The organism is Peribacillus sp. B-H-3, from assembly GCF_048572925.1.
Classification (GTDB): domain Bacteria; phylum Bacillota; class Bacilli; order Bacillales; family DSM-1321; genus Peribacillus.
In genome coordinates this window covers 426,425-445,000 of record NZ_CP183879.1, presented here as the reverse complement: position 1 = coordinate 445,000, position 18,576 = coordinate 426,425, and the positions used below count along the sequence as shown (strand labels likewise).

General features: G+C 42.6%; 15 protein-coding genes and 1 rRNA gene (1 of these 16 running past the window's edge). 7 read left to right on the top strand and 9 right to left on the bottom strand.

The features are described 5' to 3' along the window. The 9 genes from ACN6MY_RS02005 to dnaA form a co-directional block, all read right to left on the bottom strand. Nucleotides 1-217 (bottom strand): 16S ribosomal RNA (locus ACN6MY_RS02005); it reaches 1,334 nt to the left of the window's first position. A 328-nt stretch (nucleotides 218-545) separates the two neighbouring features. Then, nucleotides 546-1,619, bottom strand: a complete 1,074-nt coding sequence (locus tag ACN6MY_RS02000) for an HD-GYP domain-containing protein (protein ID WP_419882588.1) — start codon at nucleotides 1,617-1,619, stop codon at nucleotides 546-548. 129 nt (nucleotides 1,620-1,748) lie between these two features. Then, nucleotides 1,749-4,307, bottom strand: a complete 2,559-nt coding sequence (gyrA, locus tag ACN6MY_RS01995) for a DNA gyrase subunit A (RefSeq protein ID WP_419882587.1) — start codon at nucleotides 4,305-4,307, stop codon at nucleotides 1,749-1,751. A gap of 148 nt (nucleotides 4,308-4,455) precedes the next feature. Continuing rightward, nucleotides 4,456-6,375 carry a DNA topoisomerase (ATP-hydrolyzing) subunit B gene (gene gyrB, locus ACN6MY_RS01990; RefSeq protein ID WP_419882586.1) on the bottom strand — a complete coding sequence of 640 codons (1,920 nt, stop codon included), beginning with the start codon at nucleotides 6,373-6,375 and terminating at the stop codon, nucleotides 4,456-4,458. A 114-nt stretch (nucleotides 6,376-6,489) separates the two neighbouring features. Next, nucleotides 6,490-6,738 (bottom strand): extracellular matrix regulator RemB, encoded by a 249-nt coding sequence (gene remB, locus ACN6MY_RS01985; RefSeq protein WP_419882585.1) that lies wholly within the window; start codon nucleotides 6,736-6,738, stop codon nucleotides 6,490-6,492. A gap of 12 nt (nucleotides 6,739-6,750) precedes the next feature. Next, nucleotides 6,751-7,869, bottom strand: a complete 1,119-nt coding sequence (recF, locus tag ACN6MY_RS01980) for a DNA replication/repair protein RecF (RefSeq protein ID WP_419882584.1) — start codon at nucleotides 7,867-7,869, stop codon at nucleotides 6,751-6,753. A gap of 16 nt (nucleotides 7,870-7,885) precedes the next feature. Further along, nucleotides 7,886-8,101 (bottom strand): S4 domain-containing protein YaaA, encoded by a 216-nt coding sequence (yaaA, locus tag ACN6MY_RS01975; protein ID WP_071353536.1) that lies wholly within the window; start codon nucleotides 8,099-8,101, stop codon nucleotides 7,886-7,888. Between the two features lie 371 nt (nucleotides 8,102-8,472). Then, nucleotides 8,473-9,609: a DNA polymerase III subunit beta gene (dnaN, locus tag ACN6MY_RS01970; protein ID WP_090988423.1), complete on the bottom strand. Its 1,137-nt coding sequence runs from the start codon at nucleotides 9,607-9,609 to the stop codon at nucleotides 8,473-8,475. Nucleotides 9,610-9,811: 202 nt separating this feature from the next. Then, nucleotides 9,812-11,161 carry a chromosomal replication initiator protein DnaA gene (dnaA, locus tag ACN6MY_RS01965; RefSeq protein WP_419882583.1) on the bottom strand — a complete coding sequence of 450 codons (1,350 nt, stop codon included), beginning with the start codon at nucleotides 11,159-11,161 and terminating at the stop codon, nucleotides 9,812-9,814. A gap of 822 nt (nucleotides 11,162-11,983) precedes the next feature. On the opposite strand from dnaA, the gene rpmH reads away from it, so the two are divergent. The 7 genes from rpmH (at nucleotide 11,984) to rsmG (ending at nucleotide 18,525) form a co-directional block, all read left to right on the top strand. Continuing rightward, complete coding sequence (gene rpmH, locus ACN6MY_RS01960; protein WP_083392281.1) at nucleotides 11,984-12,118, top strand: 50S ribosomal protein L34; 135 nt, start codon at nucleotides 11,984-11,986, stop codon at nucleotides 12,116-12,118. Nucleotides 12,119-12,202: 84 nt separating this feature from the next. Next, entirely contained in the window at nucleotides 12,203-12,571 is a 369-nt protein-coding gene (gene rnpA, locus ACN6MY_RS01955; RefSeq protein WP_419882582.1) for a ribonuclease P protein component, read from the top strand. A 159-nt stretch (nucleotides 12,572-12,730) separates the two neighbouring features. Beyond that, nucleotides 12,731-13,519, top strand: coding sequence for a YidC family membrane integrase SpoIIIJ (gene spoIIIJ / locus ACN6MY_RS01950; RefSeq protein WP_419882581.1), 789 nt, complete (start codon nucleotides 12,731-12,733; stop codon nucleotides 13,517-13,519). Further along, the gene (gene jag, locus ACN6MY_RS01945; protein WP_419882580.1) at nucleotides 13,516-14,136 is read left to right on the top strand and encodes an RNA-binding cell elongation regulator Jag/EloR; all 621 of its coding nucleotides are present in this window, start codon (nucleotides 13,516-13,518) and stop codon (nucleotides 14,134-14,136) included. Before spoIIIJ ends, jag begins: the two co-directional genes overlap by 4 nt. A gap of 290 nt (nucleotides 14,137-14,426) precedes the next feature. Then, nucleotides 14,427-15,812, top strand: a complete 1,386-nt coding sequence (mnmE, locus tag ACN6MY_RS01940) for a tRNA uridine-5-carboxymethylaminomethyl(34) synthesis GTPase MnmE (RefSeq protein ID WP_419882579.1) — start codon at nucleotides 14,427-14,429, stop codon at nucleotides 15,810-15,812. Between the two features lie 80 nt (nucleotides 15,813-15,892). Next, the gene (gene mnmG, locus ACN6MY_RS01935; RefSeq protein WP_419882578.1) at nucleotides 15,893-17,779 is read left to right on the top strand and encodes a tRNA uridine-5-carboxymethylaminomethyl(34) synthesis enzyme MnmG; all 1,887 of its coding nucleotides are present in this window, start codon (nucleotides 15,893-15,895) and stop codon (nucleotides 17,777-17,779) included. Nucleotides 17,780-17,808: 29 nt separating this feature from the next. Continuing rightward, the gene (rsmG, locus tag ACN6MY_RS01930) at nucleotides 17,809-18,525 is read left to right on the top strand and encodes a 16S rRNA (guanine(527)-N(7))-methyltransferase RsmG (protein WP_419882577.1); all 717 of its coding nucleotides are present in this window, start codon (nucleotides 17,809-17,811) and stop codon (nucleotides 18,523-18,525) included. Nucleotides 18,526-18,576 lie beyond the last annotated feature (51 nt).

Here is an 18,576-nt window from a genome sequence, read left to right as displayed (position 1 = left end):
AAACCGTCTTTCCATCTTTCCTCATGCGAGGAAAGAACGTATCCGGTATTAGCTCCGGTTTCCCGAAGTTATCCCAGTCTTACAGGCAGGTTGCCCACGTGTTACTCACCCGTCCGCCGCTAACTTCAGGGAGCAAGCTCCCATCCATTCGCTCGACTTGCATGTATTAGGCACGCCGCCAGCGTTCGTCCTGAGCCAGGATCAAACTCTCCGAAGAAATGTTTGACTTGCTCATTTGCTTTTAGAGTGTATGCTCACTATTTTAAAACGTTGGCGCTTAGTTTTGTTCAGTTTTCAAAGAGCAATCTCTGTCGTTTATCTCGTAAGCGACTTTAATATCATACCACGCATAATTTACTAGGTCAATAACTTTTTATATTTATTTAATTTCCTGCAATCTGCTGCTGGTGCAACTTTGTTATTATAAAGGCTAAGGACAAGAAAAGCAAGGGGGGATTCCCCCCTGATTAATAGATTGCACAACTGATAGTTTTCAGCCCATGATCCATATATTTCGTTTTACCTGAAGTTTAGGTTAGGGATGATTACAGGATTTCCTCAATAAACAGTTCCCGGGTTTTACCCAGATTAATGATTTCTCCGCTGTCTGCAGCTTTTACGAGAGGCCGTGTCTGAGAATGGGCATCTATGAAAATGATTTCTGCCGTGTAGCCATTTGAGAGCCTTACCCTGCTTCCGATGGTGTAGGTTGTCACACATTCAAGCAGTGTTTTAACCACTGTAATATCAAATTTGCCAAAGTCATCCTGAAGAATCATTTCCATAACTTTAAACGGCGATTGTTTATTCCTGTATATCCTTTCAGAAGTCATTGCATGATATACATCAGCAACTGCTACAATCCTTGAAAAAGAATGAGGCGCCTTACCATTCCTTCCGGCGGGATATCCGCTTCCGTCTAATCTTTCATGATGCTGAACAATTGCATATTTTACTGTTTCTTTTAGTATGGGGGTATTCTGTAGCATTCTCAGGCTATATATGGGATGCTTTCTGATCTCCTCGTATTCCTCAGAAGTCAAGCTCGTTTTCTTATCGAGTATTTTGGGAGGAATCTTTGCCATTCCGCAGTCTGCCAGACAGCCTCCCATCGTAATTTGCATGATATCTGCCAGTTCGTAGTTCATTTTCTTTGCGATAAAGCCGCAGATGATGCCCATTGAAATAGCATGATGATATAAATAGTCCTCTTTGCTGCAATAATGATGAAGCGAAACAAGCTCCTGAGGATTTTCCAAAAACTTTTCAAATAGAGGAATAATGATGCTGCGGACTTTTGCCACATCTGCTATGCTTCCTGCCTGCCAGTTCTTAAAAAGCTTCTTATAGGCTTGTACTGCTTTTAAATATTGAGTTAAAAATGTGGAATCGCTGCCCTCTTCTTCTGATTCCTCATCAATGATTTCCTTCGGTGAAAACCAGCTTCCGTCAATCAATGTCTTTTCAACACTGACATCAGTGACCAAAAAGGCCTGCAGCACTTCCAGCATTTCGTTTGTGATGATGGTTTTTTTAGTTATGATGGGGCGCTTTGTCATTCCAATAACATCTTTTGAAAGGATACAGCCCTCTTCTAAATAATGTGTTTTTACTCGCACTTTGTGCACCTCTAGAACGCAATTTTGTTTTTACCATAATATTACTTCACTTTTTCTGAAAAGACTATATATTTTCTCAGAATGCAAAAAGGAGGGGCATGGCATCCATGCTCCTCCTTTTTGCATTTATTACTCTTCACCGTTTTCAGTGTCTTCGTGTGTTTCTTCCGGTGGACTTCCTTCTTCTCCTATTTCATCCTTAAATGGTTCAACAGGAGTTGTTTCAGCTATATCTTCAATGACTTCTTTTTCTTCATCACGCTCAACCATAGCAACTGTTGATACATACTCATTTTCAGAGTTTTCCAGGCGGATAAGCTTAACGCCCTGTGTGTTTCGTCCGGTCCTGGAGATATCCTCAACAGCCATCCTGATTAAAACACCTGCTGCTGTGATCAGCATCAGATCTTCTTCTCCGGTAACGGTCTTAACTGCAATAAGTTCACCGTTCTTGTCAGTGACATTGCAGGTTTTAATTCCTTTTCCGCCTCTATTTTGAATACGGTATTCATCGGCAGGCGTCCGCTTTCCGTAACCGTTTTTAGTGACAATCAGCACTTCTTCACTTTCTTCCAGTATTTCCATGCCGACAACTTCGTCATTATTTCGCAGTGTGATTCCTTTTACTCCTGAAGCAGTCCGGCCCATTGAGCGGACATCTTCTTCAGGGAAACGGATCAGCATACCGTTTTTCGTTCCGATAACGATGTGCTTCGTTCCATCGGTCAGCCTTACTGAAATCAGTTCATCTTCTTCTCTCAAGCCAAGGGCAATCAAACCGTTAGTCCTGATATTTGCGAAAGAAGATAATGGAGATCGTTTCGATATGCCATCCTTGGTGGTGAAGAACAGGAACCAGTCATCCACAAAGTCTTTTACAGGTATGATGGCATTTATCCATTCTCCTTTTTCAATTTCAAGGAGATTAATGATTGGAAGCCCCTTCGCTGTTCTTCCATACTCAGGGATTTCATATCCTTTGGCACGGTATACTTTTCCCTTATTCGTAAAGAAGAGGAGTGTATCATGCGTAGATGTTGTCAGTAAATGCCCGACAAAATCATCCTCATTAGTGCCCATTCCCTGAATGCCTCTTCCGCCGCGCTTTTGGCTGCGGTACGTGGAAGCAGGAAGACGCTTGATATAGCCATTATGAGTCAGTGTGACAATAATATTTTCCTCTGGGATCAAATCTTCGTCTTCAATGCTTTCAAAGCCGCCCAAAACAATTTCTGTGCGTCTTTCATCATTAAAGCGTTCCTTGATTTCCAGTAGCTCCTCACGGATGATGGCTAATACTTTTTCTTCATCTGACAGGATTGCACGCAATTCCGCTATTAACTTAACCAATTCCTGATATTCTTCTTCAATTTTCTCCCGCTCCAAACCGGTTAGACGCTGAAGACGCATATCCAGGATGGCCTGGGCCTGCTTTTCAGAAAGAGAGAATTCCGTCATTAACCCTTCACGGGCAATTTCAGTAGTCTGTGAACCGCGGATTAAACTGATGATTCGATCCAGGTTATCAAGAGCGATGCGCAATCCCTCTAAAATGTGGGCACGTGCTTCAGCTTTCCTGAGTTCAAATTCCGTCCTTCTTCTAATTACGACCTGCTGGTGTTCAAGATAATAATGCAGAGTCTGCTTCAGATTCAGTACTTTAGGCTGTCCATCAACAAGCGCAAGAAGGTTGATTCCAAAGCTTGTCTGCATAGCAGTATGTTTATATAAGTTATTAAGCAGCACATTCGCATTTGCATCGCGGCGGACTTCAATGACGATCCGCATTCCGTTCCGGTCAGACTCATCGCGAAGATCCGTTATGCCGTCTATTCTCTTGTCGCGGGCAAGCTCGGCTATCTTTTCAATCAGCTTGGCCTTATTAACCTGATAAGGAAGCTCCTTAACAAGAATGACCTGCTTGCCGTTGGATTTTTCTTCAATTTCAACCTTTGCACGAAGCAGGATGGAGCCGCGTCCTGTTTCATACGCTTTTCTAATGCCGCTGCGGCCAAGAATCATTCCTGCAGTAGGGAAATCCGGTCCTGGAATAATTTCCATAAGCTCAGGGATAGTAATTTCAGGATTCGTGCTTAAAGCAAGCACACCGTCAATGACTTCTCCTAATTGATGCGGAGGAATGTTTGTCGCCATGCCGACCGCGATGCCCGAAGAACCATTTACTAGCAGGTTCGGAAAGCGGGCGGGCATAACTGCCGGTTCTTTTTCGGAACCATCATAGTTTTCCTTATAATCAATTGTGTCTTTATTGAGGTCGCGAAGGAGCTCCATTGATATTTTTGACATTCTGGCTTCTGTGTAACGCATGGCTGCTGCCGGGTCGCCGTCTACAGAACCGAAATTGCCATGTCCGTCTACTAGCATATAGCGATAGTTGAAATCCTGCGCCATCCGCACCATCGTTTCATAAACGGCACTGTCGCCATGCGGATGGTACTTGCCGATTACTTCGCCAACGATACGGGCAGACTTTTTGAATGGCTTCTCAGCTGTCATTCCTAAGTCGTTCATGGCATAAAGGATACGACGGTGAACAGGCTTCAGTCCATCCCTGACGTCAGGAAGGGCACGCGATACAATAACGCTCATGGCATAATCCAAAAAGGAAGTGCGCATTTCGGTGCTTATGTTAATCTCTTTTACATTTGAATGCTGATTTTCTGACATGGAGCCAACCTCCTTTTATAAAGCAAAAAGCTTTTTGTAAAAAAGTATAATGAGAGCTATAACAGGTGATTCTCCCTGGCCCTCATATTTTCCGGAAACAAAAATGTAAACAACAGGATAGAAGAATGGTCATCTATCCTGCTGGAATTTAAATATCGAGGTTCTTTACATAAATGGCATTTTCCTCAATAAAGTTGCGGCGGGGCTCTACTTTGTCGCCCATAAGTATCTCAAACGTTTCATCGGCTTCTATGGCATCGCTCAGGCTGACCTGTAGCAGTGTCCTTGAGTCAGGATCCATGGTAGTTTCCCAAAGCTGTTCAGGATTCATCTCGCCAAGTCCTTTATAGCGCTGCAATCCCGGTTTTGGCTGGCTCGGAAGGCTTGCCGTAATTTCTTCAAGCTCACGGTCATTGTACGCATAAAGCACCTTTTTGCCCTGGGATACTTTATATAAAGGCGGCTGGGCGATATATATATATCCGTGCTCGATGATTTTTCTCATGTACCTGTAGAAGAATGTCAGCATAAGCGTGCGGATATGCGCACCGTCTACATCTGCATCTGTCATGATGACGACTTTATGATATCTTGCCTTTGCGATATCAAATTCCTCTCCAATACCAGTTCCGAGAGCCGTAATAATGGTCCGGATCTCGTTATTGGAAAGAATTTTATCCAAGCGTGCTTTTTCTACGTTGATAATTTTGCCGCGCAATGGCAGGATCGCCTGATAATGACGGTCACGCCCTTGTTTCGCAGAACCGCCCGCGGAGTCACCCTCAACGATATATAATTCGCTTATTGCAGGATCCTTTGAGGAACAATCTGCAAGCTTGCCGGGAAGGCTTGACACTTCAAGTGCACTCTTCCTCCTGGTTAATTCACGGGCTTTTTTCGCTGCCAGACGTGCTCTTGCAGCCATTAAACCTTTATCGACAATCTTCCTGGCAACCGAAGGATTTTCATACATGAAGGAATCCAGTTTTTCAGAAAGAATGGAATCTGCTACAGTCCTGGCCTCGGAATTGCCAAGCTTCGTCTTAGTCTGGCCCTCGAATTGAGGATCAGGATGTTTGATGGAAATGATGGCTGTCAGGCCTTCCCTTACATCTTCACCGGATAAATTGGTATCGCTGTCTTTGAAGATACCGCTTTTGCGGGCATAATCATTAATAACCCTTGTCAGGGCTGTTTTGAAGCCGGACTCGTGCGTTCCGCCCTCGTAAGTATGAATATTATTGGCGAAAGAGAACAAATTACTGATATAGCCGTCATTGTATTGCAGGGCAATTTCAACAGATATGCCATCTTTCTCGCCTTCCATGAAGATGGTTTCGTGAAGCACTTCTTTTGATTTATTCAAATGTTCGACGTAAGACTTTATGCCGCCTTCATAATGGTATGCATTCGTGCGTCCTTCTCCGCGCTTGTCTTCAAGGATAATCTTGATCCCTTTATTCAAGAAAGCAAGCTCCCTTAAACGGATAGCAAGCACATCATATTCATAAACAAGCGTTTCGGTAAAAATTTCGCCATCTGGAACAAAATGAGTGGTTGTTCCTGTATGGTCCGTTTCTCCGATTATCGAAAGATCTTCCTGTGGTACACCGCGCATGAATTTTTGATAATAAATATTGCCATCGCGATGGACAAATACTTCCAAAATAGTGGAAAGTGCATTAACTACAGAAGCACCCACTCCATGAAGTCCGCCGGATACCTTATATCCTCCGCCGCCGAACTTTCCGCCAGCGTGAAGGACTGTCATGATGACCTCGACTGCGGGACGGCCCATTTTTTCATGTATTCCCACTGGTATGCCCCGTCCGTTATCAACGACAGTAATGCTGTTATCTTCTTCGATCGTTACTTTAATTTCATCACAGAAACCGGCAAGGGCTTCATCTATGCTGTTATCAACAATTTCCCAGACAAGATGATGGAGGCCTTTTGAAGCAGTTGACCCAATATACATCCCGGGACGTTTGCGGACAGCTTCCAGGCCTTCTAATACCTGTATCTGATTCTCATCGTACGCTTGATTTTGAGCTTCTTTTTGTTCCATTGACACGCCTATCACCTACACTTTTCTATTGGCATTCTATGCTTGTATGTTAATTGTTCAGTCCAGGACTGAAAAAAGGATAGTTTTAGCTGATAATGTCTTTGCAGCGGGTCATCAGTCATTCAAAACGGAGAGCTGCTGCGACCTTTTTTTTAACGTACCTGAAGCAAGCGGCGAATAAAATACGTGCTTGTCTGTAATAACAACCGATTTTATTGACCCTTTTGCCAGGTTGGAGATAATGCTTTCTTTCTTCTCCAGGAATTCCTGGGTAATGACTGAAGAATGGAGAATCTGTTTATCCAAGATGGCAATCACATCATCCGTTTTAACAAGTATATCCTCCCCGATATGCAGATACATGAACTCACCTCATCATTTGACCTTTGTTACATGTCCCTGATTCACTGTAAAGGCTGCAGCTTCACGCAGAGTCTGATGGTCGATTCCCTCTACAGAAGTGGTAGTAACAAATGTCTGCACCTTCCCTTGGATGGTATTTAACAGATGTGACTGCCTGAAGTCATCCAGCTCTGATAAAACATCATCCAGCAGCAGTATTGGATATTCGCCGATTTCGGCGTGTATTAATTCAATTTCAGCAAGTTTCAAAGAAAGGGCGGTGGTACGCTGCTGCCCCTGAGATCCAAAGGTCTGTACATCCCGTCCGTTCACATAAAAGACCAGATCATCCCGATGGGGTCCGGTCAATGTCACACCCCGTTCAATTTCTCTTGCTTTTATTTTAGCAAATTTTTCTTGGAATTCTTCTATCATTTTCGACAAATCCATAGATTCTGATACATCGAGAGAGGGCTTATATTCTATTTTCAGAATTTCCTTGCCTCTTGATATCCCGGAATGTACCGGTTCTGCCCATTTTTGCAGCAAAAGAAGGAACTTATACCGGCGCAGCACAATCTTCGCAGCGTGGTCAATAAGCTGCTCTGTTAAGACATCCAGCATGGTGGTGTCTGTCTGTTTTCGGATTTGAAGAAGTTTTAAATAATGATTTCTTTGTTGAAGTATTTTTTGATATTGACTCATATCATGAAGGTAGACGGGAGAAACCTGCCCAATTTCCATATCTATAAAACGGCGTCTCACCTGAGGACTTCCCTTGACCAGATTCAAATCCTCCGGAGCAAACATAATTACATTCATATTCCCGACATACTGGCTTAGCCTCTGTTGTTCAATATGATTGCTTTTAGCTTTTTTACCCTTTTTGGAAATGAGTAATTCAAGTGGAATAGAATTATTTCTCTTTTTTACCCTACCTTCTATTTTAGCATATTCCTGGTCCCAGCGAATAAGTTCTTTATCATTGGATGTCCGGTGGGATTTTGCCATGGCCAGCACATAGATGGACTCCATGACATTTGTTTTGCCCTGGGCATTTTCTCCAAGGATAACATTCACCTTGTTTTCGAAAGATAGTTCAAGATCTTCATAATTCCGGTAATTCTTCAGTTTTATGTTTTCTATATGCATATGTTCTATCCTTTGCTTAGGATGTGATCAAGAAACGGCCGCTGACCTGCGGGATCTCTATTTTATCACCTTCCCTAAGCTTCCTGCCCCTCCGGACATCCAATTCACCGTTTATAAATACTTCATGCTCACTCAGGAACCATTTCGCCATCCCTCCGCTTTGGATGACATCAGCCAGCTTCAAAAATTGACCCAGTGTGATATATTCCGTTCCAATCTGAATCTCTTGCATATCGCTCACTCATTTCTCAGTAGTCTCTAATATTTTATTTTACTAAAAAAAACGCAAATAGACAAAGTATTGAGGATACAGCAAGGCATTTTTCGCAAGGACGGCTATTTATGTGTGATGAAAGCTGTCATTTTGATTTTGGGCTGATCAACTTACTTCTCTTTTTTAAGACTGTCAATAGCATTCAATACCCCATGACCCCTTAGAAAATATGTACTTCCTTTTGGGCGATTTCCCTTAAGCCATTGATCGTAAAGCATGATAAAAAGAAAAAGGCCCGCAGGACAGACCTTTACTTTCACAGTACAAAATACATATATTGCCCTTTACGCTGTTTGAGCCGCAAAGCTTTGAAATATGTTATTCGCTTTTTAGTATGTCCTTACAGGCAGGATTAATTGCAGCATTGTGTCATCGTTTAGCGAGCGGATGACGAATGGCCGCATGGCGCCAGTGAAATTAATTGTAATATCCGTGCCTTCCAAAGCCTTTAAAGCATCCATGACAAACTTTGCGCTGAAGGATATTTTAAGATCTTCGCCTTCAATGGATTCAGCAAGCACTTCTTCAATGACTTTCCCGATTTCAGGAGTATTGGAAGATACTTCAATGATTTTTCCATCATGGGTAGATAATTTGACGACATTGTTTCTTCCTTCTCTAGCAAGCAGTGACGCCCGGTCAATCGCCTGCAGGAAATCCTTGGCGCGGACGGTGACATCGGTTTTGCTGTCGTTTGGAATCAGCCTGGATGTGTCAGGATAGTTTCCTTCAAGCAGCCTGGAGTAAAACAGCAGGTTTTGGGCTTTGAAAAGCACCTGGTTTTCTGTAATTACAATTTCGATCGGATCGTTCGTATCATCCAGAATCTTGCTTAGCTCATTTAAGCTTTTTCCGGGGATGACCACACTATGGGAGCCTTGGATGCCGCTTTCTATTTTTGCTTTCCTCATTGCCAGGCGGTGGCTGTCTGTTGCAATACAGGTTAATTCGTCCGTTTCAACCTTCAAGTTTACACCTGTCAAGATGGGCCGTGTTTCTGACGTGGACACAGCAAAGACGGTTTGGCGTATTAGAGTTTTAAGAAGGTCCGCTGGAATCTTAAAAATGTTTTCTTCTTCAATCATTGGCAGGTGAGGATATTCTTCAGCATCTAATCCATTTAAATTAAATTCAGCTTTTCCTGAACGGAGAATTGTCTGGAAATGGTTTTGCACTTCAATTTCAACCGTATCCATGGGAAGTTTTTTAACAATATCACTGAAAAAACGGGCATTAAGGACAATTGCTCCGCTTTGTTTGACTTCAACAATCTCATTGCCCTCATCTTCCGCCGGAATAAAAGATTGAATGGAAATATCCGAGTCACTTCCGGTAAGTGTGACACCTTCACTTGTAACATTGATTTTTATCCCAGTCAGAATAGGGATTGTCGTTCTGGATGTAACAGCCTTTAGAACTTCCTGGACGCTATGAACCAAACGATCTCTTTGGATGATAAATCTCATTTTATTTTTTCCTCCCGTTAAGTGATATTTTCAGCCTGCTAAGCATAGTGTTTTAGTTATTATTTTTTTAAAAAAGATAGTAGTAATAGTAGTAGGGCCTGTTAGTATGTGGATAACTACGATAAACATAAGGAAAAACAGTCTATCCACATGTGGACAGACTGTGAGTAAGTGTAAGGAAGTTATCAACACTATTCGAATGTCAGACTTTTAGCTGGACCTGTATTTCCTTAACCTGTCTTTGCAGCTGGGAATCTGTTTGAAGCAGTTTTGAAATTTTTTCATGTGCATGAATGACGGTGGTATGATCTCTTCCTCCGAATTCATCTCCTATTTTAGGAAGAGAGAAATCTGTCAGCTCGCGGGATAAATACATGGCGATCTGCCGCGGGAAAGCCACTGACTTTGTTCTCTTTTTAGCTTTAAAGTCTTCAAGCTTAACACTGTAATGCTCTCCGACTGTTTTTTGAATATCAAGGATCGTAACGATTTTAGGCTTTGAGCTTGGAATGATATCTTTCAATGCTTCAGCAGCAAGGTCTGCATTGATATCTTTATTAATCAATGACGAATAAGCGACAACTCTGATAAGTGCCCCCTCAAGCTCACGAATATTCGAATCAATCTGGTTTGCAATATAAAGCATCACTTCATTTGGGATATCAAGGCCCTCTGCTTTAGCTTTTTTGCGGAGTATCGCGATCCTGGTCTCAAGATCAGGCGGTGTGATATCTGTTATCAGTCCCCATTCAAAACGGGAACGCAGCCTGTCTTCGAGTGTAGGTATCTCTTTAGGTGGACGATCACTTGAAATGACAATTTGTTTGCTTTCTTCATGGAGGGTATTGAAAGTATGGAAAAATTCCTCCTGTGTTTGTTCTTTTCCAGCTAAAAATTGAATATCATCAATAAGAAGAACATCTACATTCCGATATTTGTCGCGGAAGTCCCCCGCCTTGTTATCACGTATGGAATTAATGAATTCATTGGTGAACTTTTCCGAAGAAAGGTATACCACCTTTGCCCGCGGATTATGTTCCAGCACATAGTGGCCGATAGCGTGCATTAAATGCGTTTTGCCAAGGCCCACTCCCCCGTATATAAACAAAGGATTATAGGCTTTAGCTGGAGCTTCGGCTACTGCAAGCGATGCTGCATGGGCAAACCGGTTGCCTGAACCAATAACAAAAGTGTCAAATGTATTTTTAGTATTTAACATGTGCTGCGGAAAATCATTATGATCATCGTCTTGTTTCTTTGGCTTTTTGGCAGGAGGCGAATCGGCAAAGTCATCTTCTCCCTGATTAGGGGGAATGATAAATTTAGCTTCTAATTCTTCACCTGTGAGCTCGAACAGAACATCTGATATAAGCCGGGAATAGCGTTCTTCCAGCCAATCACGGGCAAATTCATTGGGAGCTGTTACAGTTAATAGGTCTCCCTGCAGCATATGGGCTTTTGTCGATTTAAGCCATGTTTCAAAACTTGGTTTTGAAATCTTCTTTTCAATCTTTGATAAAGCCTGGTTCCATAGACTATCAATGTTGTCCATCTAATCCCTCCTTTGCTAAGGATATTTCTATAAAAAATGAAAATGAATACGCAAGTTCAGGATTGTATTCTAACTCCGCATTTTCTGGTTTCTGACCCTGTTTCCATCCGTGTGCAACATTTGTATAAGTAAAAATACATTAAAATTCATAAGCAGTATTTTTATGCATCAACAGGAATGGGGAAAAAATATATAATAAGAAGTAAAACAGTTTTCGACAATATCCACCGATTGTGGACAAATTTATATTCACAGCCAGAATAATTTATCCACAAGTTATACACAATTTGTGGATAACTACTAAAATGATTGAAAGTTATTCAGAGTGAAAACACAAATATAATATCAGATATTTGCCTTGGTTGCAATGGATTTAAAAACTTTATCCACAAGACCGCACGCTGCGGGAAAAACTTTTCCACAGTCCTTTTTTATGTGCAAAAGTATAACTGGAAGGCTGTGGATATTGAAAAAAATGTCGAAAAAGTATCCACAGCTAGAAATGTCAGCTTTATAAATGGACAAGCGGTTTAATATGAAGAGCTCTCTATGAGTACTTTAACCAATAAAAAAAACCGTGAGGAAGGATCAGCGATTAACAATAAAGTCATGTTTTCTTTCATAAAAACTGCTGAGCCAAAATTTTCTATGTTCCAAAGCAGTAAAATGATTTACAATAGGAGAATACGAACAAAAAGATCACTTGGCTTTTTTTGATGTGAAATTGATTTTTTTTTATAGAGAGGTTGACTTTTTAGTCCTGCCATCTATATAATTACGAAGACTGTCTTTAACTGTTATTCCTCAGGGAGGTGTCATATAATGAAAAGAACTTATCAACCGAATAAGCGCAAGCACAGTAAGGTTCACGGTTTCCGTAGCCGCATGAGCACGAAAAACGGACGTAGAGTGTTAGCTGCACGTCGCCGCAAGGGCAGAAAAGTATTATCTGCATAGACCACTGAAAAGTCTCAGTGGTCTTTTTTTTCAATAGAAGGTGTTTTTGGGGTTACCCAATTTCATTTAATGTAGGTGTAAAGAATGAAAAAAAAGCTAAGGATTAAGAAGAATGATGAATTCCAGGATGTTTTTAAGAAGGGTGAATCATTCGGAAACAGGCAATTTGTAGTGTATGTCCTTGAAAAGCCTAATCAGGACCATTTCAGGATCGGCCTTTCTGTCAGCAAAAAAATCGGAAATGCCGTAGTAAGAAACCAAATTAAAAGGTACATAAGGCAATCCTTCCTGGAACTTATAGAAAATATCGGAATTGGCAAGGATTATGTCATAATTGCCCGCAAGCCTGCATCACAAATGGACTTTCTTGAAGTGAAGAACAGTCTGATCCACGTTCTAAAACGTTCCAAATCATTAACCCTAAATAAAGCAAGCAATAAATTCACCAAATAATGAAACCATTTAGCCTGCATACCGTAATATATGTGACCGAAAGAGGATCATGACCTGCCGGCGGCTTTGGCCCTTGGTCTGAAGATAGGCCGGACAGTCATGCAAAAAAGCCTTTGCAGGCAGCTTCAGGATCTTTCGGAAGATAGGAGGAAAAAACGCTTGAAAAAAAGAATATTTTTCATTATGGGGATTGCTGCCATTATCATGCTTCTTTCCGGCTGTACGGAAATCAAGCAGCCGATTGATTCAAGCAGCACAGGATTCTGGAATCACTATATTGTGTATCCTTTATCGGTGCTCATCACAAGTGTCTCTAAGTTTTTAGGAAATAACTATGGCCTTGGCATCGTAGTGGTTACCATACTGGTCCGATTAGTGATCCTGCCATTGATGATCAAACAGACAAAAAACTCTAAAGCAATGCAGGCCCTGCAGCCTGAAATGGCCAAGCTGAAAGAAAAATATAGCTCAAAAGATGCTGCCACACAGCAAAAGCTGCAGCAGGAAACCATGGCTTTATTTTCTAAATATAATGTAAATCCTTTAGCGGGCTGTTTTCCGCTATTAATACAAATGCCTATCCTGATTGGCTTTTACCATGCAATCAGCCGGACGCGGGAAATCGCTCACCACAGCTTTTTGTGGTTTGACCTTGGAACTCCTGATCCGTTGTACATTTTGCCGATTGTTGCGGGAATCACAACGTTCATTCAGCAAAAGCTTACAATGGCAGGGAATACGACAACCCCTCAAATGGCAACGCAAATGACAATGATGCTCTATATTATGCCGGTAATGATCGTTATCTTTGCGATAAGATTCCCAGCTGCCTTGTCTCTATATTGGGTAGTCGGCAATATTTTCATGATTGCACAAACCTATTTCATTAAAGGTCCGGATCTGAGAAAAACAGCTTCCGGTGATGCGGGAGGAGCTAAGAAAAAGTGAAAAGGATAACTGCTACAGGACAATCAGTCGAAGAAGCAGTAGAATCAGCTTTATCTCAGCTAAACACCACAAGAGACCGCGTAGAAATTGAAATTGCTGATCAGGGAAAAAAAGGTTTTTTTGGAATTTTCGGATCCAGGCAGGCAGTGGTAAATGTCACATTGCCTCCAGACCCTGTTGAGGAAGGCATTCGTTTTTTGAAGAATGTGAGCGAAAAAATGGGTGTCGGTGCCGAAGTTGCTGTGAAACGTAATGGCAGAAATATTTCCTTTCAGCTTTCAGGCGATAAAATTGCGCTGCTGATCGGAAAAAGGGGACAGACACTTAACTCTCTCCAGTATCTTACACAGCTGGTTGCTAATCGGTATTCCAAACAGTATTTGACAGTTGAGGTAGATGCTGAAGATTACAGGCAGCGCAGAAATGATACATTGGTCCAGCTCGCGGAAAGAATGGCAAATAAAGCCATGAAAACCGGGAAAGAAGTAGCTCTTGAACCGATGCCTTCCAATGAGCGCAAGGTGATTCACAACGCCCTGATGGGCAAACGGAAAATCAAAACCGAATCAAGCGGTGCAGAACCATACCGCCATCTGGTGATTAAGCCTATAAAATAATGAAATGCCCTCTGCATAAGCAGGGGGCATTTTTGCTGTGCTCTCAAAAATATTGAGGCAGACAAAAGCACATGAATGATGAGGGAGGGTCAGGCTTGCTTGTTATTCACATGTGGATAAGTTAAAATAAACGGTAAAGAAAGTGATTTTCAGCGCGTTGTGGATAACATCATGCGCCAAAGGTTATGTGCTTTTTTTCAATGGCTGATTGTGTTATTGTAGTTATTTGGGTATAAAAACGAAATTTTTTATTGATATAGATGAAAAGATACATTTGCGGGGTGACAGGAATGGAATATGATACGATTGCGGCTGTATCCACACCCATGGGAGAAGGCGCAATAGCGATTGTCAGGCTCAGCGGCGAAGAAGCAGTATCGATAGCGGATAAGATATATAAGGGCCCTGGCAGCAAGCGTTTAGCCGGGGTGGAGTCTCATACCATACATTATGGGCACTTAAGGGACCCTAAAACTGGCAATACAGTGGAAGAAGTCATGATATCAATCATGAAAGGACCTAAAACCTTTACACGGGAAGATGTTGTGGAAATTAACTGTCATGGCGGCATCGTTTCTGTAAATCGGGTGCTTCAGCTTGTCCTGTCCCAGGGCGCGCGGCTTGCTGAACCCGGCGAATTCACAAAACGCGCCTTTTTAAATGGCAGAATCGACCTCTCCCAGGCTGAAGCAGTCATGGATCTGATCCGTGCCAAAACAGACAAAGCGATGAATGTGGCATTGGGGCAAATGGAAGGCAGGCTTTCACAGCTGATCCGGAAGCTAAGGCAGGAAATATTAGAAACCCTGGCCCAGGTCGAGGTGAACATTGACTATCCTGAATATGATGATGTGGAAGAAATGACACATCGGCTATTTATGGAGAAAGCCCATTTTGTCCGCGGAGAAATTAAAAAAATCCTAAGGACCTCTGAACAGGGGAAAATCCTCAGGGAAGGATTGTCCACGGTCATTATCGGACGTCCGAATGTCGGCAAGTCCTCCTTGCTGAACAGCCTGGTTCATGAAAATAAAGCGATTGTGACGGACATACCAGGAACAACAAGGGATGTTATCGAAGAATATGTGAATGTGCGCGGAGTGCCATTAAGGCTCCTGGATACGGCAGGTATCCGCGAAACAGAGGATATTGTAGAAAGAATAGGCGTGGAACGTTCACGTGCTGTTTTAAAGGATGCAGATTTAATCCTTCTTGTGCTAAACAATTCTGATGAGCTAAGTGAGGAAGATGAATTGCTTTTTCAGGCCGTTGAAGGCATGGATGTCATCATCATCATTAATAAAACAGATCTTCCGCGTAAGATTAACATAGAGCGGGTGAAGCAGCTGGCACCAACACAAAGAATGGTTTCCACTTCTTTGCTTGAAGACGAGGGCATTGATGAACTGGAAGAAGCCATATCCTCTCTGTTTTTCGAAGGGGCAATTGAAGCCGGCGATTTGACGTATGTTTCTAATTCGAGGCATATTGCATTGCTTGGACAGGCCTTGCAAGCAATAGAAGACAGCATTGATGCTATCGAGTCGGGCACACCTGTTGATTTGGTACAGATTGATTTCACGAAGGCATGGGAGCTGCTTGGTGAAATCATTGGAGAAAGCGTCCATGAAAGCTTGATTGACCAATTATTCTCCCAATTTTGCCTTGGTAAGTAAAGTGAATCACCGGGCGGGACAGTTATTGCCCAGAAAGTGCTGTAAATAAATATATATTTTGAAAGTGGAGGTAAAAAGCTATGCAATATGATGCAGGCAGCTATGATGTCATTGTCATAGGAGCAGGTCATGCAGGCAGTGAAGCAGGTCTAGCAGCAGCGAGAGTCGGCGCGAAGACCCTGATGATCACTATCAATTTGGATATGGTTGCATTCATGCCTTGTAACCCTTCTGTCGGAGGGCCGGCAAAGGGAATCGTGGTCAGGGAAATCGATGCATTGGGCGGAGAAATGGGCAGAAATATCGATAAAACCCACATTCAGATGAGAATGCTGAATACTGGAAAAGGGCCAGCCGTACGTGCATTAAGGGCACAAGCGGATAAGTTTCTTTATCAGAATGAAATGAAGAAGACCATTGAAAATGAGCCGAACCTGACATTAGTTCAAGGAATGGTAGAGCAGCTGATTGTAGAAGATGGCATATGTACGGGGGTTATTACCCAAACAGGTGCTGTATATAAAGGGAAAACCGTGGTTATTACAACAGGAACCTTCCTGCGCGGGGAAATCATTCTTGGTGAATTGAAATATTCAAGCGGCCCGAACAACCAGCAGCCTTCCATCCGATTGTCAGAACATCTGGAGGAGCTTGGTTTTGATTTAGTCCGCTTTAAAACAGGGACGCCTCCTCGTGTGAACAGCTCAACCATTGATTATTCAAAAACGGAAATACAGCCTGGAGATGATGTGCCTAGAGCGTTTTCCTATGAAACGACGAAATTCATTACAGACCAGCTTCCATGCTGGCTGACTTATACAAATGAAGAAACACACCTGATCATTGATAACAATCTTCACCGTTCACCGATGTACTCAGGCATGATCAAAGGAACAGGACCGCGTTATTGCCCATCCATTGAGGATAAAGTAGTCCGGTTCAATGATAAACCGCGCCACCAGATTTTCCTGGAGCCGGAAGGACGCAATACCCAGGAGGTTTACGTACAGGGACTTTCCACAAGCCTGCCTGAAGATGTGCAGCGAAAGATTCTCGAATCCATCCCTGGCCTTGAGAAAGCACAATTAATGCGTGCCGGATATGCCATTGAGTATGATGCGATCGTTCCGACACAGCTATGGCCGACTCTCGAAACCAAGAAAGTGAAAAACCTGTATACAGCGGGACAGATAAATGGTACTTCAGGCTATGAAGAAGCTGCAGGACAGGGATTGATGGCTGGTATTAATGCCGGACTGAATGCTCTGGATAAAGAGCAGCTGATTCTTGGAAGAGCGGATGCATATATTGGGGTATTAATAGATGATTTAGTAACTAAAGGAACGAATGAGCCATATCGTTTGTTAACATCCCGCGCTGAATACCGCCTTCTTCTGCGCCACGATAATGCCGATCTTCGCCTGACTGAAACCGGCCATAAAATCGGGATGATAAAAGAAGAGCGATATCAAAGGTTCCTCGCGAAAAAAGAAGCTGTGGAAGCTGAAAAAGAGCGCTTGAATAGCCATTTTATCAAGCCGACCAAGCAGGTGCAGGAAATTATTGTGGAAAGCGGCGGCAGTGAATTGAAGGATGGCATAAGGGCTTCAGATTTGCTCAAACGCCCTGAAATGAATTACAGCCACATTCAGCTTCTTGCTCCAAGTGAAACAATGCTTAGCGGAGAAGTGACTGAACAGGTAGAAATCCAGATTAAGTATGAAGGATATATTGAAAAGTCCCTGCAGCAGGTAGACAGGCTTAAAAAAATGGAAAATAAAAAAATCCCTCAAAATATTGATTATGATGCCATTAACGGCCTGGCATCAGAAGCACGCCAAAAATTAAAAGAGGTTGCTCCGCTTTCAGTAGCGCAGGCTTCCAGAATCTCCGGGGTGAATCCGGCTGACGTTTCTATTTTGCTTGTTTATTTAGAACAAGGCAGAATCGCACGTGTTTCTAAATAGAGGAAATTCCGGAAAAGGATTGAAAACCTATGAATATTGAACAATTCCAGCAAGAGCTCAAGGGTCGTGGAATTGACCTGAGTGAGCTGCAGCTCCAGCAATTTGAAACATATTATTCCCTATTGGTTGAGTGGAATGAGAAAATGAACCTGACAGCCATCACCGACAAAGAGGAAGTGTACCTCAAGCATTTTTATGATTCAATCAGTGCTGCTTTTTATTTTGATTTTACTAAGCCTTATAAATTATGTGATGTAGGGGCAGGGGCAGGATTTCCAAGCATTCCGCTGAAAATCTGCTTCCCCGGGCTGCATGTTTCCATTGTCGATTCATTGAATAAGCGGATTACCTTTTTGGAACAGCTTGCAAGCTCGCTTAATCTTTCAAATGTATCTTTCTACCATGACAGGGCTGAAAGCTTTGCACAAAACCCTGAACATCGTGAAAAATACGATGTAGTAATGGCCAGGGCCGTGGCAAGAATGTCCGTTTTAAGTGAATTGTGCCTGCCGCTTGTAAAGCCTGAAGGCCATTTTGTCGCGATGAAAGCTGCAAGCACTGGCGAAGAAATGGAAGAGGGAAAAAAAGCGATTTTCCTTTTGGGCGGAAAAGTGGAACAAATCCATCCTTTCCTGCTTCCTGAAGAAGATAGCGAAAGAAATATCATCACAATTAAAAAGGTGAAACCGACTCCGAAAAAGTATCCAAGAAAGCCAGGGACACCAAATAAGACACCGATAGAATAGCAGTGCTGCCTGATTATTGGCCGGCCCATGGGGTTTTTATCCTGAAATGCC

What these genes read in the sequence shown, in the direction of transcription:
- gyrA (WP_419882587.1), bottom strand. Translation starts at nt 4,307, where the DNA reads ATGTCAGAAAATCAGCATTCAAATGTAAAAGAGATTAACATAAGCACC.
- gyrB (WP_419882586.1), bottom strand. Translation starts at nt 6,375, where the DNA reads ATGGAACAAAAAGAAGCTCAAAATCAAGCGTACGATGAGAATCAGATA.
- remB (WP_419882585.1), bottom strand. Translation starts at nt 6,738, where the DNA reads ATGTATCTGCATATCGGGGAGGATATACTTGTTAAAACGGATGATGTG.
- recF (WP_419882584.1), bottom strand. Translation starts at nt 7,869, where the DNA reads ATGCATATAGAAAACATAAAACTGAAGAATTACCGGAATTATGAAGAT.
- yaaA (WP_071353536.1), bottom strand. Translation starts at nt 8,101, where the DNA reads ATGCAAGAGATTCAGATTGGAACGGAATATATCACACTGGGTCAATTT.
- dnaN (WP_090988423.1), bottom strand. Translation starts at nt 9,609, where the DNA reads ATGAGATTTATCATCCAAAGAGATCGTTTGGTTCATAGCGTCCAGGAA.
- dnaA (WP_419882583.1), bottom strand. Translation starts at nt 11,161, where the DNA reads ATGGACAACATTGATAGTCTATGGAACCAGGCTTTATCAAAGATTGAA.
- rpmH (WP_083392281.1), top strand. Translation starts at nt 11,984, where the DNA reads ATGAAAAGAACTTATCAACCGAATAAGCGCAAGCACAGTAAGGTTCAC.
- rnpA (WP_419882582.1), top strand. Translation starts at nt 12,203, where the DNA reads ATGAAAAAAAAGCTAAGGATTAAGAAGAATGATGAATTCCAGGATGTT.
- mnmE (WP_419882579.1), top strand. Translation starts at nt 14,427, where the DNA reads ATGGAATATGATACGATTGCGGCTGTATCCACACCCATGGGAGAAGGC.
- mnmG (WP_419882578.1), top strand. Translation starts at nt 15,893, where the DNA reads ATGCAATATGATGCAGGCAGCTATGATGTCATTGTCATAGGAGCAGGT.
- rsmG (WP_419882577.1), top strand. Translation starts at nt 17,809, where the DNA reads ATGAATATTGAACAATTCCAGCAAGAGCTCAAGGGTCGTGGAATTGAC.